Genomic DNA, 14,596 nt, shown 5'->3' with positions numbered 1-14,596 from the left:
GGACCCGCGCCGGCTGGACGCGGACGACGGGGACCCGCGCCGGCTGGACGCGGACGACGGCGCCGCACGGCTCGGCCGTGCGCCGCATCCGGTGCGCCGGCGGCGGTTGCGGAGTCAGTGCCCGGCGAGGAATGCCAGCGTGCGGTCCCAGGTGAGCGCCGCCGCGAGCGGGTCATGGTCGGCCAGGTCGGGATCGGTGTAGAGGTGGCCGGGGCCCGGGTAGCGGTGCACGGACACCACCGCGCCGGCGTCCGTCATCGCACGCTGCCACTCGTCCACCTCATCCTGCGGCTCGTACTCGTCCGGGTCGGCGAGGTGCAGCTGGACCGGCAGGCCCGGGCGGACCGACTCGGGGGCGCCGCCGGTGCCGTGCAACAGGAGCAGCGCGGCGGCGGCCGGCCGCTCGGCGAGCAGCGCCCCGGCGACGCCGGCACCCATCGAGAAGCCGGCGAGCACGGCCGCGGCGGGCAGCTCGGCCGCCGCCGCCCGGGCCCGCTCCAGGACGGCGTCCCGGCCGACCTTCTCCAGCAGCGCGAAACCCTCCTCGACGGTGTCGGCGGCGGGCAGTCCGTACAGGTCGGGGGTGGTCACCTGGTGGCCGGCGGCGCGCAACCGGTCGGCGGCGGCCGACACCGCGGGCCGCAGCCCGTAGACGGAGTGCAGGAGCAGGATGTGTGCCATGCGCCCATCCTGTCGCACCCCACCGACACGATCGGCCAGCGCGCCGGTCAGCCGCGGGCGATGGTGCGGCTGCGGCCGCGGAACTCGGCGACCACCTCGCCGTCGCGCCGGACGGTGACGTCGTAGATGCCGCTGCGACCGTGCCGGACCCGTTCGGTGGCCCGCGCCTCGAGCAGGTCGCCCTCGTGGACCGGGCGCAGGAAGCTGATCTCGCCGCCGGCCGCCACGGTCACCGGTCCGTGGCTGTTGCAGGCCAGCGCGAACGCGGTGTCGGCGAGCAGGAAGACGAACCCGCCGTGGCCGATGGCGTGGCCGTTCAGCATGGCCGCGGTGACCCGCATCCGGGCCACCGCCGCGCCGTGGCCGGCGGAGACCAGCTCGATGCCGAGCCCTTTGGACGCCACGTCGGCGTCGAACATGTCGTGGGCCGGGGTGCGGCCGTCCGTCCCCGCCATCTCAGCGACCCCGCCGCTGGTCCACGATCCGGCGCATCTTGCCCATCGACCGTTCCACCCCGTCCGGCTCGATGACCCGCACCGCCACGCTGACGCCGATGGTGTTCTTCACCTGCTGCACCAGGGCCACCCCGGCCCGCTCGGCCTCGTCGGCGGCCACCCCGGGCCGGCGCTCCACCTTCACCGTGAGGGTGTCCATCCGGCCCTGCCGGTCCAGCACGCACTGGAAGTGCGGGGAGAGCGCCGGGGTCCGCAGGATCAGCTCCTCGATCTGGGTCGGGAAGACGTTGACCCCCCGGACGATCATCATGTCGTCGGTGCGGCCGGTGATCTTCTCGATCCGCCGCATGCCGCGGGCGGTGCCCGGCAGCAGCCGGGTGAGGTCCCGGGTGCGGTAGCGGACCACCGGCATCGCCTCCTTGGTCAGCGAGGTGAGCACCAGCTCACCCCGCTCGCCGTCGGGCAGCACGGCACCGGTGACCGGGTCGATGATCTCGGGGTAGAAGTGGTCCTCCCAGAGGTGCAGCCCGTCCTTGGTCTCCACGCACTCGACGGCCACGCCCGGGCCCATCACCTCGGAGAGGCCGTAGATGTCGAGCGCGTGCATGTCGAGGCGCTGCTCCATCTCCCGGCGCATGTCCTCGGTCCACGGCTCGGCGCCGAAGATACCGACCTGCAGGGAGGTAGACCTCGGGTCGACGCCCTGGCGTTCCAGCTCGTCGACGATGGCGAGCATGTAGCTGGGGGTGACCATGATCACCTCGGGCGCGAAGTCGCGGATCAGCATCGCCTGCCGCTCGGTCATCCCACCGGAGACGGGGACGACCGTGCAGCCCAGCTCCTCGGCGCCGTAGTGGGCGCCGAGCCCGCCGGTGAACAGCCCGTAGCCGTAGGCCACGTGCACCCGGTCGCCGGGGCGGCCGCCGGCGGCCCGGATCGAGCGGGCCATCAGCTTCGCCCAGGTGTCCAGGTCCCGCTTCGTGTAGCCGACCACCGTGGGCCGGCCCGTGGTGCCCGAGGAGGCGTGCAGCCGGGCCACCTGCTCCCGCGGCACCGCGAACATCCCGAACGGGTAGTTCTCCCGCAGCTCGGCCTTGCCGGTGAACGGGAAGCGGGCCAGGTCGGCCAGCTCGCGCAGGTCGTCCGGGTGCACCTCGGCGGCCTCGAACGCCTGCCGGTAGTGCGGCACGTTGTCGTAGGCGTGCCGCAGGGACCAGCGCAGCCGGTCCAGTTGCCGGGCCCGCAGCTCGTCGACGCCGACCCGTTCGACGGGTTCCAGCTCCTCGGGACGAGGGGTGCGGTCCTGCACGGTTGCCTCCTGCGCGACGGCCCCGACGCCGCCGCGCGCCGGGCGATGCCGATCACCGTACGCCCGTACGGCCCGTCCTGCCAGGTCAGCGGGGGGCGGTCCCCGGGCGCAGGGACGGCGGCAGCGGTCCCCGGGCGCCGGCACGGCGGCGGTCGGACGCGGGCGGGGCGGCGGGGCGGCGGCCTGGCGCTGGCTGCCCGGCCGGGGCGGCGAGGGCCCGGCGTTATGCTCGGCGGACCGGCGGTGGGGCCCGCCGTCCCGGGACCGGCCGGGAGAACCGCGACACCGTCGCCGACGGTCCCTGCCAGTGCTGCCCGTCCTGGTGGGGAGGCCCCGTGACCGGACCGTCCGAGCGCCGCGTCGATCCCGACGTCGACCTTCGGGTACCCGCCGACCGGGGCGAACTGGCCGCGCACCCGGCCGCGGTGCTCGGCGCGGTGGCAGCCGGCGGAGCGCTGGGCGCGCTGGCCCGGGCCGGCGCGCAGGCGTTGGTCCCGCACCCGCCGACCGGCTTCCCGTGGGCCACCCTGGGCGTCAACGTCAGCGGCTGCCTGCTGATCGGCGTGCTGATGGCGGTGCTCACCGCCCGCCCGGCCGGCCCGCTGGCCCGGCCGTTCCTCGGCGTCGGGGTGCTCGGCGGGTTCACCACCTTCTCCACCTACGTGGTCGACGGGCAGCGGGCGGTGCTGGCCGGAGCGCCCGGCACCGCCCTGGCGTACCTGGCGGCGACCCTGGTCGGGGCGCTGCTGGCGGTCGCCGCCGGTGACGCCGTCGCCGCCCGGCTGCTGGCCCGCGCCGGAAGCGGCGCGCCCCGGTGACCGCGCTGCTGATCGCGCTCGGCGCGGCGCTCGGCGCCCCGCTGCGTTACCTCACCGACCGGGCCGTGCAGGCCCGCCACGACTCGCCCGTGCCGTTCGGGACGCTGACGGTGAACGTGGCCGGCTCGTTGATCCTCGGTCTGGTCGCCGCGCTGCCGGCCGACCCGGCGCTGACCGCGCTGCTCGGCACCGGGTTCTGCGGCGGGCTGACCACCTGGTCGACGCTCAGCTACGAGACGCTGCGACTGCACCGGGCCGGCAACCGCCGGCTGGCGCTGGGCTACCCGCTGGCCAGCATCGCCGCCGGGCTGGGCGCGGCCACCGTCGGTTACGCGCTGGCCCGGGCGTTCACCGGCTGACCGGCGGCCCGGCCGGCACTTGCCGCCCCCGGGCGTTCACCGGGCTGACCGGCGGCCCGGCCGGCACCTGCCGCCCCGGGCGCTCACCGGCTGACCGGCGGGCCGGCCGGCACCCGCCGCCCTGGGCGTTCACCGGCGGCCCGGCCGGCACCTGCCGCCGCCCCGGCGCGGAGTAGCTGCTCACCGGGACCGAGGTGGACGAACTCGTCGCGGCCACCGCCGTCAACGCACCCCGCCCGGCCGGGACGCCATCCGGGGCAGACCCGGACCGATAGCATCCCCGTCACTGTGAAACGTCTGCCCCGACCGAGAGGAGCCGCCGTCATCGACGCGCTCGCACCCACCCGGTTGGCCGGCCGGGTCTGGTTGTTTCCCGGCGACCCGGATCCGTTGGCGGTCCGCCCGACCGTGGCGGTCGTCGTCGACGAGCGGGGAAGCACGCTCGTCGACGCGGGCCAGAGCCCGGCGCACGCCCGCGAGATCCAGGCCGGGCTGGCGGCCGCGGGGCTGCCCGAGCCGCGCTGGCTGGTCTACACCCACCACCACTGGGACCACGTCTGGGGCGCCTGCGCCTGGCCGGGTGTCGAGATCGTCGGGCACGAGGCCGGGGTGGCGCCGTTGCGCGCCGAGGCCGCCCGGCCGTGGAGCCACCGCTACCTCCGCGAGCAGGTACGCGAGAACCCGCTGCTCGGCCACAGTTTCCGGGCCCGGGCGCTCGCCGTGGACTGCTGGGACGGGTTCGCGGTGCTCCCGCCGGCCCGCACCTTCGCCGACGAACTGACCCTGCCCACCGGTGTGCTGGTCCGGCACGTGGGCGGCCGGCACGCCCCGGACTCGGCGGTGGTGCTGGTGCCGGATTCCGGGGTGCTGCTGCTCGGCGACTGCTGGTACCCGCCGCCGGCGCACCTGCGTACGCCGGAGGACGGACCCGACCTGGCGATGGCGCACGGCCTGCTCAGCGACGACGTCGACTGGTACGTCTCGGCGCACGACGAGCCGGTGCGGCTGGCCGAGGCGCGGGCCGCCCTGACCGGCTGACGGCGCCGCCACCGCGGCCGGCGGGTGTGCTCAGGGCCAGGTCCGCGCCGAGGCGGCGAACGTCTCCGGCTCGCTGTGCACGGGCACCACGCAGAGCAGGTGGCCGCCCGGCGCGCGCAGGGTGAAGGCGTCCTTCCAGCGGGTCACCAGTTCCGCGCCCAGCGCCGTGAGTCGGGCCACCTCCGCCTCGAGGTCGTCGGTTTCGATGTCGACGTGGTAGCGCGGCGCGTCGTCGACGGCCTGGACGACGGTGAACAGGCCGGGGGCGGCGTCGATCAGGGCGGTGAACTGCTCCTCGCCGGGCGCGGGATAGGGCTGGGCGCCCAGCGCCGCCGACCAGAAGCTCACGGTCGCGTCGACGTGCTCGGCGGGTGTGTCGATGAGGATCCCGACCAGTCGGCTACGGTGCATGGCGGGAGGCTATCAACGATGCCCGATCCCGTCCGCCCCGTGCCGATCGGCGGCCCGTCGGCCTCCCCCGCCGTACATCAGTGGGCGAGGACGACCGCGGGGCCACCGACCGGCCGCCCCGGCCGCCTGCGCAGCGCCGCTTCGACCACGGCCAGGTTGATCACCCAGGCGGCGACCATCAGCGCCACCCGGCCGAGGCCGCTCGGCTGGCCGGCCAGCAGCATCCAGGGCAAATGGGTCAGGACCTGGGTGCCCGCGCCGAGACCGAGCGCGTAGCCCCGGGCCATCCAGGCCCGGTGCCGAGCGACATCCCGACGCCGGACGGCGGCGACGCCGAGCACGATGCAGCCGGCCATGGCCGCGCCGACGACGAGCCGGATCGGGGTCAGGAGCACGTGGTCGAAGGGCGGCCGGGGGTAGCACGCCGCCATCCACATCCCCGACAGCGCCGCGGCGAGCCCGCAGGGGATCAGCAGCCGCCCGGCCAGCCGGTGCCAGCCGGGCCGGCGGCGGCGGAGCCGGCGGGCGAACTGGAGGGCGCCCAGCAGGCAGTACAGGGTCGCGCCGACGATGTGCACGAGCACCGGCACGGGCGAGGCGAGGAAGCGCGCGTTCCCCGGCGTCACCGCCGCGCCGCCGGTGATCTCGGTGAGCCGGGCCGCACCGGCGATGACCGGTACGGCGCTGAGCAGGATCAGTCCGGCTGGCACCAGCCAGTCCGGGGTGCGGGTGGAGTTCATGGCGACCCCGTCCATCGAGGTGTACGGCGTACACTTCTCCGGTCAGGCTAAGGTGTACGCCGTACACCGTCAAGGCTGGACGGCAGCCGGGTCAGCGGGCGCGGCGCTCCGGATGGGCCCGGTTCCAGGCCCGCATCCGCTCCGGATAGCCGGTGCGGGCCGCCTCGTAGAGCGGGATCGCGTGCCGCTGGGCGATCTTGGCGGCGACCCGGGGCGAGCCGGTCCGGCGCCGGATCCACTCGCCGTCGTGGGCGGTCGCGACCACCGTGGTGTCGGTGGCGGTGGTCTCCGGCTCCAGGTAGAACTCGACCCCGCGGCGGCTGGTCGCGAACGCCGCGAGGGCGGCCAGGTCCTCCCGGTTCGCCTCGCGGTCGAGCTTGGTCGGGGTGGTCGGGTCGGTGTCCCGACGGCTGAACCAGCCCATCTCCGGCTCCTCTCCTCGGCGTGCCTCCCAGTGCAGCACCGGTACCTGTCAACGCGCTGCTAGCCGGGTGACAGTCAGCTGAGCCGCCTCCGCCCCCGCCAGGCAGCGGGCGGCGGGCCGCAGGCCGCGGACGGCGGGCGGCGGACGACGGACGGCGGAAGCGGGAAGCGGGAAGCCGGCAGCGGGCGACCGAGGCCCTCCTGGTGCCTCAGCGGGCCGGCGGGCGCAGGACCGGGACCAGGGCGAGGATCGGCAGCAGGAGCAGCGGCACCAGACCGAGGGCGGGCAGGATGCCCAGGTGGTCGCCGAGGAAGCCGAGCAACGGCGGTCCGGCCAGGAAGGCGGTGTAGCCGATCATGGCGACCACGCTGACCCGGGTCGGCGCGTGGTCCTCGTCGTCGGCGGCGGCGCTCATCCCGACCGGGAAGCCGAGCGACGCCCCGATGCCCCAGAGCACGACGCCGACCACGGCGAGGGCTCCGGAGCCGGCCAGCACGGCGCAGGTGGAGCCCGCGACGGCCAGGATGATGGTGCCGAACAGCACCGGCACCCGGCCCCACCGGTCGATCGCCACCGTGCCGGCGGTGCGGCCGAGGGTCATCCCGACCACGAACACCGCGAAGACGGCGGCACCGGCCGCCTCGCTCACCCCGTACCCGTCGATGAACGCAACCGCCAGCCAGTCGTTCGCGCTGCCCTCGGTGAACGCCATGACCAGCACGAACAGGCCGATGAGCAGGGTGCGCGGCTCCCGCCAGGCGGCCAGCAACGCGCGCCGGTGGTCGGCGGGCCGGGCCGGCTCGGCCGACTCGGCCGGCGCGGGCAGGAAGGCGCGGATCCCGAGCAGCGTGCCGGCCAGGACCAGGACCGCGATCAGCGGCAGGTGCCAGCCGACGGGTACGCCCAGCCGGGCCGCCCCCGCGCCGAGACCGGCGCCGGCGACCGAGCCGAGACTCCAGGCGGCGTGGAACCGCGGCATGATGGTCCGGCCGAGGCGCTTCTCCACCGCCGCCGCCTCGACGTTCATCGCCACGTCGCAGGCGCCGGAGCCGTAGCCGACCGCGAAGAGGCCGACCACCACGCCGATCAGCGAACCGGCCAGGCTGGCCGAGAGGCCGGCGACGGTCAGGCCGAGCGCGAGCAGGGCGGTCGAGGCCGCCACCGTGCGGGCCGGGCCGAGCCGCAGGGTGACCAGCCCGGCGGTGGACATGGCCACCAGGGCGCCGGCCGACATGGCCAGCAACAGCAGGCCCAGCCGTCCGGCGCTGAGCCCGAGCGCGTCGCGGACCGCGGGTACCCGGGCGAACCAGGTGGCCACCGCCAACCCGTTCAGGGCGAAGACGGTCGCCACGCCGTTGCGGGCGGCCAGCGCCACCCCCGGCGTCCCGCCGCGCGCCTCGGCCGGCGTGTCGATGGTGCTGCTCACCGCTGGTCGTCCTCTCCCCCGTGGTTGATCCGGCAACCATCGCACACCTGAGAGCGCTCCCACCACAAACGCCGCCACCCCTTACCCTCGACCGCCCCGAGCGGGCATGATGCCGGCAGAACGACCAACCCGGAAGGACCCGACATGCCAGCACCTACCGCCCGGTCGGTGACGCTCGACGACGTGGCCCGCGCGGCCGAGGTCTCCCGGGCCACCGCGTCCCGGGTGCTCGGCGGCTACGGCTTCGCCTCGGTGGATGCCCGGGACCGGGTCCACGCCGCCGCGGACCGGCTCGGCTACGTGCCGAACATCACCGCCCGCGCGCTGGTGCGCGGCACCGGGGTACGCCTCGTCGTGGCGGTCACCGGCACCGACGCCACGGTCCTCGACGACCCGTACGTGGACCGCGCGGTGGCCGCGGCGGCCCGGGTCTGCGCCCCGCACGGCGTCGGCGTCTCCCTGGAGTGGCTGCCGCTGGACGCCCCGGCCGGGCTGCGCCGCCTCGACGACCGCAGCGTCTGCGGGGTGCTGCTGGTCAACACCATCGCGCCGGTGCTCGACGCGGTACCCGCCGGACTGCGCGGGCGGGTCGTCTCCATCGGCGTCGGCTCGCCGGCCGTGCCGTCGTTCGACGTCGACAACGCCGGCGGCACCGAGGCGGTGCTGCGCCACCTGCACGCCGGCGGCCGCCGCCGGATCGCCATGGTCACCGGCCCGCGCTGGCTGAGCTGCGCCGAGCGGTCGGTGACCGCGTACCAGCGGCTCATGCGGGCGGCCGGGCTGCCGGTGCGGCTGGTGACCGGCGACTTCACCGCCGCGCGCGGTCACCGGGCGGCGCTGACGGCGCTGCGCCGCTGGCCGGACACCGACGCGATCTACGCGGTCAGCGACGCCACCGCGCTGGGCGTGATCGCCGCGCTGCGCGGTCGCGGGATCCAGGTGCCGCACGACGTGGCGGTGGCCGGTTTCGACGACATCCCGTACGCGGCGGTGAGCGCTCCGGCCCTGACCACGGCCACCCATCCGGTGGCCCGGATCGTCACCGCGGCGGCGAGCGCGGTGCTCGACGGCCGGCCGGTGCCGCCGGTGACCGCGTTCCCCTCCCGGCTGGTGGCCCGGGAGAGCGCGTAGCGGCGCCCGGGGCACGCGCCGCATCCGGACGCTCGATCGCCCCGGGTGGCGGCCGGCCGGTCGGCGGTCCTCGTCGTGGTGGCGTGACCGGCGGCGCCGTGAAGCGCGGCGTGACCGCCGAGCGGGCGTCGCCTCCCCGGGGCTCTCCGGCCAGGTCGTGGTGCGGCGGCGGCGCACGGCAAACGTCGCTTCGCCCCGCCGCGCGACCGCGCCCGGTAGCCTCTGGTTAGTCCCGATTCCGACCATTCGGGGAGAGGCCCCCGTCCGATGATCGAGTTTCTGCGGTCCGTGCTGGGCATCGATGCGGACACCCTCAACCCCGGCCAGATGGCGATGCGGGCGGTGCTGACCTTCGTGGTTGCGGTGGTCATCGTCCGCCTCGGCCACAAGCGTTGTTCGGCAAGGGGACCGCGTTCGACCTGGTCGTCGCCATCATGATCGGCTCGGTGCTGAGCCGCGCCATCACCAACACCAGCGACGCCGACCTTTCCCGGGTGCGGCTCTCCTACCTGGAACGGGACGGCACCATCAGCGTGATCCCGCGCCACGAGGGGCCCCGGATCCTCGAGGTGCGCGTCGACCGGGGCGTTCAGGGGGTACGGATCGCCGTGGAGTGAGCGACCCGCCCCGCGTACCCGGCCGGGGCGGCTCAACCGTCCCGGTCGGCGGCCGCGGACTCGATCCGGCGCAGCACCGCGGCCGCCGGGAAGAGCAGCCCGAAGCCGGCCAGTGACGTCGCGATCACCATGACCAGCGTGGCGTTGTCGGCGAAGCCCTGGGTGGCCATCACCGTCGCGGCGGAGATGTTGCGCTGTGCGGTGCCGAGCGCGAGCACGTGCCGGACGTCGCGGTCCCGGCCGCCGAGCAGGAACCCGATCACGAACGCGCCGATGATCAGCAGCACCGGGGCCACGATGGCACCGGTGGCGAACAACTCGACGATCGTCGGGATGTTGGCCAGCGTGGTGCCCAGGACGAGCACCACCAGCGCGACGGTGGAGGCGTGGCGGACGACCGGCACCGAACGCCGGGCCAGCGCGCGCCACCGCGCGTGCACCAGCAGGCCCACCGCGAGCGGCAGCAGCAGGGTGAGCACCAGCGGCACGGCCAGCGCGGCGACGGAGACGTCCGCCTCGGGCAGGACCAGGGGCACGGCGATCGGCGCGTACAGGACCGTGACGGGCAGCAGCAGCACCAGCAGGGTGGCGCTGAGCGCGACCTCGGCCTTGGCCACCGCGGTCAGTTTGATCAGGAAGGGGGCACCGGCGGTCATCGCGGCCAGGACCAGCCCGGCCTCCAGCGGGCGTTCGAGCGGCCAGAACCGGATGATGGCGAGCCCGAGAAGGGGGACCAGGACGAAGTTGGCCAGCAACGCCCGCAGCAACTTCGGCACGTCCCGCAGCGGGCCGAGGATCTGCCGGGCCGAGTAGGCGAACCCGACCGACAACATCGACGTCACCGCGAACACCAGGACGGCCAGGTTCGCCAACCCGGACAGCCACTCGCGCAGCGTGCTCACGGCGGCTCAGTCCGGCTCGCTGTGCTCCGCCGCTTCCGCCGGCACGCCCGGGTGCTCCGGCGGGAAGGGCAGCAGGTCGGCGTCGATCCGCGCCCAGGCCGTCCGCAGCTCGTCCAGCAGGCGTGGGTGCCGGCCGGCGAGATCCGCCTGCTCCCGGCCGTCCACGCCCAGGTCGTAGAGCAGGTGGAAGGGACCGGGGCGGCGCGGCCAGTTGCCGAGCACCGAGCGCTCGCGGCGGTCGAACAGGTACTTGTACCGGCCGCGACGCAGCGCACCCTGGTTGGAGGTGCGCCAGAACAGGTCGTGCTCGGGGAAGTCGGCACCGTCGACCAGCCACGGCAGCAGGTTCACCCCGTCCAGCGGGTACCGCTCGTCCGGCACGGTGCCACCGGCGTCGATGAGTGTCGCGGTCAGATCCAGGGTGTGCACCGGCGCGTCGGTGACCTGGCCGCCGGCCACGGCGGCCGGCCAGCGCAGGATCAGCGGCACCCGGATGCCCCCCTCGGCGAGGTCGCCCTTCTCCCCCACCAGCGGCCAGTTCTTCGACCAGCGCTCACCACCGTTGTCGGAGGTGAAGACCACGATGGTCTGCTCGGCGCGCCCGGCCTCGGCGAGCGCGGTGAGCACCCGGCCGATACCCGCGTCCATCTCCTCGACCAGCTCGGCGTACTTCTCCAGGGACCCGCCGTCCGGGTGGATCAGCGGGGTGGGCACCGGCTCCCGGGCGAACCGGCGGCGGATCTCCGCACCGACGTCGCGGTCCCCCGGGCCCTCCCAGGGCCAGTGCGGCGCGGTGTAGTTGAGTTGCAGGTAGAACGGGCCGGCCCGGTCCGCGGCGACGAACTCGGCCGCGCGGTCGGAGATCAACGACGTGTAGTAGCCGGCCTCCGCCACCGGGGTCTCCCCCTCGTACAGGTCGGCCTCGCCGGTGGTGTTGATGTGCTCGAAGTAGTCGATCGCCCCGTCGAAGTTGCCGTAGAAGCGCTGGAAGCCGATGCGCAGCGGGCTGTACCAGGGCAGCCACCCGCAGTGCCACTTGCCGAACATCGCCGTCTGGTAACCGGCGGCCAGCAGCAACGACGACAGGGTCGGCTGCTCGGCGGGGATGCCGTTGCCCGCCGCGTGCGTGGTCAGCGGCTCCTCCAGGCCGGCCGGCAGGCGGGTGGGATAGCGCCCGGTGTAGAGCCCGATGCGCGTCGACGAGCACCACGGCGAGCACGCGTAGCCGTGCCGGAACAGCAGGCCCGCGGCGGCCAGCCGGTCGAGCTGGGGGGTACGGATCCGGGTCGAGCCGTAACAGCCGAGATCCGCCCAGCCCAGGTCGTCGGCCAGGATGACGAGGATGTTGGGCGGCTCGGCCGGCCGCCCCCGACCCGCCACCGTCCCGATGCCACCAGCCGTCGTCATGCCCCCCTATACCTGTTCGGGGCGGGACCTAACGTCCGGCACGATCGAACGCCCGACGGCGGCTCCCCAGCTTTCGTGGGCGACCAGGGCCGCCAACCTCGAACACCGGCGCGGCGGGCCCGCGCCGTTCTAGCATCGGGTACCGGTCCCGCCCCGGGCGGCCGAACCGGACGGGACGGTGCAGCGTGATGGCCAGGGAGACCGAGAAGAAGCGCCTGGAGCGCAACTTCACCGACGAGTTGCGGGAACTGCGCGTCGCGCAGACGGGCGTGCAGATCCTCTTCGCCTTCCTGCTCACCCTGCCGTTCACCGCCGGGTTCCCGCGCGCGACCCCGTTCCAGCGCGGCGCGTACCTCGTTGCGCTGGCCTCCGCCGGCGCCGCGACCGCGTTGATCATCGCCCCGGTCGCCATGCACGCGGCGCTGTTCCGCCGGGGCCGCAAGTCCGAGCTGGTCCGGTACGCGCACCGGCTGTCCAGCAGCACGCTGGGCTTCCTGCTGATCGCCATGGCCAGCGCGATGCTACTGATCACCGACGTCGTGCTCCCGCGGGGTGCCGCGCTGCTGCTCACCGCCCTGACCGCGCTGGTCCTGCTGCTGCTCTGGGTGGGCCTGCCGCTCGCCCGCCGCGACTGGGGGCGGGCGAGGTGACCGGACCGGCGCACCACCGGCCCGCGCCCGACCACCGGCACGGCCGGCTGACCGCCCGGCCCGCCAGCACGACAACGCCCGGCCCGGCCGGGCCGGCCGCACCCGCTGGTCCGGCAGTCCCGACTGCTCCGGCAGTCCCGACTGGGCCGACTGGGCCGACTGGGCCGGGCGAGGTTCCCGATCCGGCCGGCGGCCCGCCCGCGTTGCGGCACGTGCCGGCCGGCGGTCCGGGACCGTACCGGCTCGTGCTGCTGCTGCACGGTGCCGGCGGGTCGGCCCGGCAGGGCCTGGACCTGCTCCTGCCGCTGGCCGACGCGTACCGGCTGCTGTTGCTGGCCCCGCAGGCCAGCGCGAGCACCTGGGACCTGATCGCCGAGGGGTACGGTCCGGACGTCGCCCGGATCGACGCGCTGCTGACCGGGACGTTCGCGGCCTATCCGGTGGACGGCGTGGCGCTCGGCGGCTTCTCCGACGGGGCCTCGTACGCCCTCTCCCTGGGGCTGACCAACGGCGACCTGGTCGACGCGGTGCTGGCCTTCTCCCCCGGCTTCGCGGCCCCGCTGGTGACCCGGGGCCGGCCGCGGCTGTTCGTCTCGCACGGCACCGACGACCGGGTGTTGCCGGTGGACATGTGCAGCCGGCGGCTGGTGCCCCGCCTGCACGCCCTCGGCTACCCGGCCGAGTACGCCGAGTTCACCGGCGGGCACGAGGTGCCGGCGGAGATCCGGCAGCGGGCCGTGGACTGGCTGGTGGGCGCTGCCCACCGCCGGACGCCGACGTGACAGCGACGCCGAGCCGGCCTGGTCGCCGGACGGCCGGCGGCTGGCCTTCGCCCGGTACGCCACCCAGCTCTCCGGTGGCGAGGCTGAGCCCGGTCAGGGTCCGGGCCGGCTGACGGCCGCGTCGACCCGGCTCAGCACCGTCGCGTCGTCGTCCACCCCGACCCCGCGCAGCAGGTCGATGGCGGTGGCCCGGACCTGGCCGATGATCATGGCGAGCGGCAGGGTCTGGCCGGCGGTGAACAGCCGCCCGGCCGTCCGCACCGCCGTCAGGGCGGCCTCGTCGGCCCGTTCGGCGTGGGCGTCGGCGGCGCTGTCCTGCCCGGTCAGGTCGGCGGCGAGCGCGTTCCCGGCCGAGCGCACCGCCTCGGCGAGGGTCCGGACCGCGTCGCCCAGCTCCGGCAGCGCCGGCGTCGGGCTGCGGGTCAGGCTGACCGCCGCGCGGGCCAGGACCCGCACGTTGCGTACCGCGTAGTCGATCTGCCGGATGGAACCCTCCACCGAGCGCAGCCGCCCCAGGTGGGCCCGGCGGCGCAGGTTGAGCCGGAGCGCCTCGCCGGCCGCCCGCACCGCACCGCGCAGCCGTTCCACCCCGGCGTCGGCGTGCCGGGCCCGCTCCAGCGCGGCCAGCGCCGCCGCGTCGTCGCGGCGGTCCAGCGCGCCGGCGACGTCGTCGAGCACCCCGGCCAGCTCGTCGAAGGTGTGCCGGAACTCGGCGACCAGCGGCGCGAGCGGCCGCCGGACGTCGACGAGCTGGCTGGCCACGAGGGCCACGCCCCCGCCGATCAGGGCGTCGACGAACCGGAACGGGATCAACCCCTGCGTGGGTGGCTCGACGACCACCAGGTAGAGGGCGGAGACGGCGGCCTGCACGACGGTGACCGAACTCGCGCCGACGGCCACCGCGAGGGTGATGGTGAGCAGGATGACGGTGAGGACCGTGCCGGTGTTGCGCGGGCCGAGCGCCTGCACCACCAGGTCACCGACCAGCACACCGGCGGCGACCCCGAGCACCACCTCGACGGCCCGATGGATCCGCTGGCCGCGCGCCTGGCCGAGGACGATCAGCGCGGCGGCCGGGGCGTAGAAGGGCTGCGGGTGGCCGACCATCCGGGTGGCGAGGATCCAGGCGACGGTGGCCGCCAGGGTCGCCTCGACCACCGGCTGCCAGCCGCGGCGGAGCCGCCCGGCGGCGGTCCGGACGGCGGCGCGGGCCCGCACCGTCGCGCCGGCCCCGCCGCGCCGCCGGCCCCTGCCCCACCGCACCATCGCCGCCTCCCGTCGCCTCGCCCCACCATCGTGCGTCGTGCCCGGGGCGGCCGGCAGCGGTGCACACCACGCGCACCCCGTGGGGCCGGTCACGGCGGCCGGCGGCGCGCGGTGGATCGCGCCGACGCCCGCGCTGGGCAGTTTCACCGCCGGTACCGCCGGGCGGCGGGCGGCGGGCGG

Annotated in this window: 18 protein-coding genes; 8 read left to right on the top strand and 10 right to left on the bottom strand. The window is 75.6% G+C overall.

What is annotated here, in order from left to right; all coding sequences use genetic code 11:
* Window positions 1–114 precede the first annotated feature (114 nt).
* The 3 genes from LQ51_RS20660 to paaK are packed head-to-tail and all read right to left on the bottom strand — an operon-like array spanning window position 115 to window position 2,445.
* On the bottom strand, window positions 115–681 hold the full coding sequence (locus tag LQ51_RS20660) for a dienelactone hydrolase family protein (RefSeq protein ID WP_046568162.1): 567 nt from the start codon (window positions 679–681) through the stop codon (window positions 115–117).
* 47 nt (window positions 682–728) lie between these two features.
* The gene (paaI, locus tag LQ51_RS20655; protein WP_046568161.1) at window positions 729–1,136 is read right to left on the bottom strand and encodes a hydroxyphenylacetyl-CoA thioesterase PaaI; all 408 of its coding nucleotides are present in this window, start codon (window positions 1,134–1,136) and stop codon (window positions 729–731) included.
* Window position 1,137: 1 nt separating this feature from the next.
* Window positions 1,138–2,445 (bottom strand): phenylacetate--CoA ligase PaaK, encoded by a 1,308-nt coding sequence (paaK, locus tag LQ51_RS20650; protein WP_046568159.1) that lies wholly within the window; start codon window positions 2,443–2,445, stop codon window positions 1,138–1,140.
* Between the two features lie 335 nt (window positions 2,446–2,780).
* On the opposite strand from paaK, the gene LQ51_RS20645 reads away from it, so the two are divergent.
* From LQ51_RS20645 to LQ51_RS20630, 3 genes are all read left to right on the top strand, one after another.
* On the top strand, window positions 2,781–3,263 hold the full coding sequence (locus LQ51_RS20645) for a FluC/FEX family fluoride channel (RefSeq protein WP_046568157.1): 483 nt from the start codon (window positions 2,781–2,783) through the stop codon (window positions 3,261–3,263).
* A complete protein-coding gene (gene crcB, locus LQ51_RS20640) occupies window positions 3,260–3,622 on the top strand; it encodes a fluoride efflux transporter CrcB (RefSeq protein WP_046568155.1) in 363 nt (120 codons plus the stop codon). Before LQ51_RS20645 ends, crcB begins: the two co-directional genes overlap by 4 nt.
* Before the next feature lie 288 nt (window positions 3,623–3,910).
* Entirely contained in the window at window positions 3,911–4,660 is a 750-nt protein-coding gene (locus LQ51_RS20630; protein ID WP_231605813.1) for an MBL fold metallo-hydrolase, read from the top strand.
* Between the two features lie 30 nt (window positions 4,661–4,690).
* On the opposite strand, the gene LQ51_RS20625 is transcribed toward LQ51_RS20630, so the two are convergent.
* The 4 genes from LQ51_RS20625 to LQ51_RS20610 form a co-directional block, all read right to left on the bottom strand.
* Window positions 4,691–5,071, bottom strand: a complete 381-nt coding sequence (locus LQ51_RS20625) for a VOC family protein (protein ID WP_046568152.1) — start codon at window positions 5,069–5,071, stop codon at window positions 4,691–4,693.
* Between the two features lie 77 nt (window positions 5,072–5,148).
* Window positions 5,149–5,781, bottom strand: a complete 633-nt coding sequence (locus LQ51_RS20620) for a DUF2306 domain-containing protein (RefSeq protein WP_197087856.1) — start codon at window positions 5,779–5,781, stop codon at window positions 5,149–5,151.
* A gap of 121 nt (window positions 5,782–5,902) precedes the next feature.
* The gene (locus LQ51_RS20615; protein WP_046568150.1) at window positions 5,903–6,235 is read right to left on the bottom strand and encodes a hypothetical protein; all 333 of its coding nucleotides are present in this window, start codon (window positions 6,233–6,235) and stop codon (window positions 5,903–5,905) included.
* A gap of 208 nt (window positions 6,236–6,443) precedes the next feature.
* Window positions 6,444–7,661 (bottom strand): MFS transporter, encoded by a 1,218-nt coding sequence (locus tag LQ51_RS20610; protein WP_046568148.1) that lies wholly within the window; start codon window positions 7,659–7,661, stop codon window positions 6,444–6,446.
* Between the two features lie 144 nt (window positions 7,662–7,805).
* Between LQ51_RS20610 and LQ51_RS20605 the strand changes: the two genes are divergently transcribed.
* From LQ51_RS20605 to LQ51_RS20600, 3 genes are all read left to right on the top strand, one after another.
* Window positions 7,806–8,792 (top strand): LacI family DNA-binding transcriptional regulator, encoded by a 987-nt coding sequence (locus LQ51_RS20605; protein WP_046568147.1) that lies wholly within the window; start codon window positions 7,806–7,808, stop codon window positions 8,790–8,792.
* A gap of 267 nt (window positions 8,793–9,059) precedes the next feature.
* Entirely contained in the window at window positions 9,060–9,230 is a 171-nt protein-coding gene (locus LQ51_RS32900) for a hypothetical protein (protein WP_156313181.1), read from the top strand.
* Window positions 9,185–9,409: a hypothetical protein gene (locus LQ51_RS20600; protein WP_046568145.1), complete on the top strand. Its 225-nt coding sequence runs from the start codon at window positions 9,185–9,187 to the stop codon at window positions 9,407–9,409. The genes LQ51_RS32900 and LQ51_RS20600 overlap by 46 nt, the downstream gene beginning before the upstream one ends.
* Window positions 9,410–9,441: 32 nt before the next feature.
* Here the strand turns inward: LQ51_RS20600 and LQ51_RS20595 are convergent, their stop codons facing one another.
* Window positions 9,442–10,311 carry a bile acid:sodium symporter family protein gene (locus LQ51_RS20595; protein WP_197087855.1) on the bottom strand — a complete coding sequence of 290 codons (870 nt, stop codon included), beginning with the start codon at window positions 10,309–10,311 and terminating at the stop codon, window positions 9,442–9,444.
* Window positions 10,312–10,317: 6 nt separating this feature from the next.
* A complete protein-coding gene (locus LQ51_RS20590; protein ID WP_046568143.1) occupies window positions 10,318–11,718 on the bottom strand; it encodes a sulfatase family protein in 1,401 nt (466 codons plus the stop codon).
* Between the two features lie 188 nt (window positions 11,719–11,906).
* Here LQ51_RS20590 and LQ51_RS20585 point away from each other — a divergent pair, with 188 nt between their 5' ends.
* The gene (locus tag LQ51_RS20585; protein ID WP_046568141.1) at window positions 11,907–12,368 is read left to right on the top strand and encodes a DUF6328 family protein; all 462 of its coding nucleotides are present in this window, start codon (window positions 11,907–11,909) and stop codon (window positions 12,366–12,368) included.
* A 245-nt stretch (window positions 12,369–12,613) separates the two neighbouring features.
* On the top strand, window positions 12,614–13,150 hold the full coding sequence (locus LQ51_RS20580; protein WP_197087854.1) for an alpha/beta hydrolase: 537 nt from the start codon (window positions 12,614–12,616) through the stop codon (window positions 13,148–13,150).
* A gap of 93 nt (window positions 13,151–13,243) precedes the next feature.
* Here the strand turns inward: LQ51_RS20580 and LQ51_RS20575 are convergent, their stop codons facing one another.
* Window positions 13,244–14,416, bottom strand: coding sequence for an FUSC family protein (locus LQ51_RS20575; RefSeq protein ID WP_082159556.1), 1,173 nt, complete (start codon window positions 14,414–14,416; stop codon window positions 13,244–13,246).
* Window positions 14,417–14,596: the final 180 nt, after the last annotated feature.

Source organism: Micromonospora sp. HK10 (assembly GCF_000982955.1).
Taxonomy (GTDB): Bacteria; Actinomycetota; Actinomycetes; order Mycobacteriales; family Micromonosporaceae; genus Micromonospora.
This window is presented reverse-complemented; position numbering and strand designations above follow the sequence as displayed.

Bases quoted from the DNA above. Each gene is read 5' to 3' on its own strand.
- LQ51_RS20660 (WP_046568162.1), bottom strand. From the start codon at position 681: ATGGCACACATCCTGCTCCTGCACTCCGTCTACGGGCTGCGGCCCGCG.
- paaI (WP_046568161.1), bottom strand. From the start codon at position 1,136: ATGGCGGGGACGGACGGCCGCACCCCGGCCCACGACATGTTCGACGCC.
- LQ51_RS20625 (WP_046568152.1), bottom strand. From the start codon at position 5,071: ATGCACCGTAGCCGACTGGTCGGGATCCTCATCGACACACCCGCCGAG.
- LQ51_RS20615 (WP_046568150.1), bottom strand. From the start codon at position 6,235: ATGGGCTGGTTCAGCCGTCGGGACACCGACCCGACCACCCCGACCAAG.
- LQ51_RS20605 (WP_046568147.1), top strand. From the start codon at position 7,806: ATGCCAGCACCTACCGCCCGGTCGGTGACGCTCGACGACGTGGCCCGC.
- LQ51_RS32900 (WP_156313181.1), top strand. From the start codon at position 9,060: ATGATCGAGTTTCTGCGGTCCGTGCTGGGCATCGATGCGGACACCCTC.
- LQ51_RS20590 (WP_046568143.1), bottom strand. From the start codon at position 11,718: ATGACGACGGCTGGTGGCATCGGGACGGTGGCGGGTCGGGGGCGGCCG.
- LQ51_RS20585 (WP_046568141.1), top strand. From the start codon at position 11,907: ATGGCCAGGGAGACCGAGAAGAAGCGCCTGGAGCGCAACTTCACCGAC.
- LQ51_RS20575 (WP_082159556.1), bottom strand. From the start codon at position 14,416: ATGGTGCGGTGGGGCAGGGGCCGGCGGCGCGGCGGGGCCGGCGCGACG.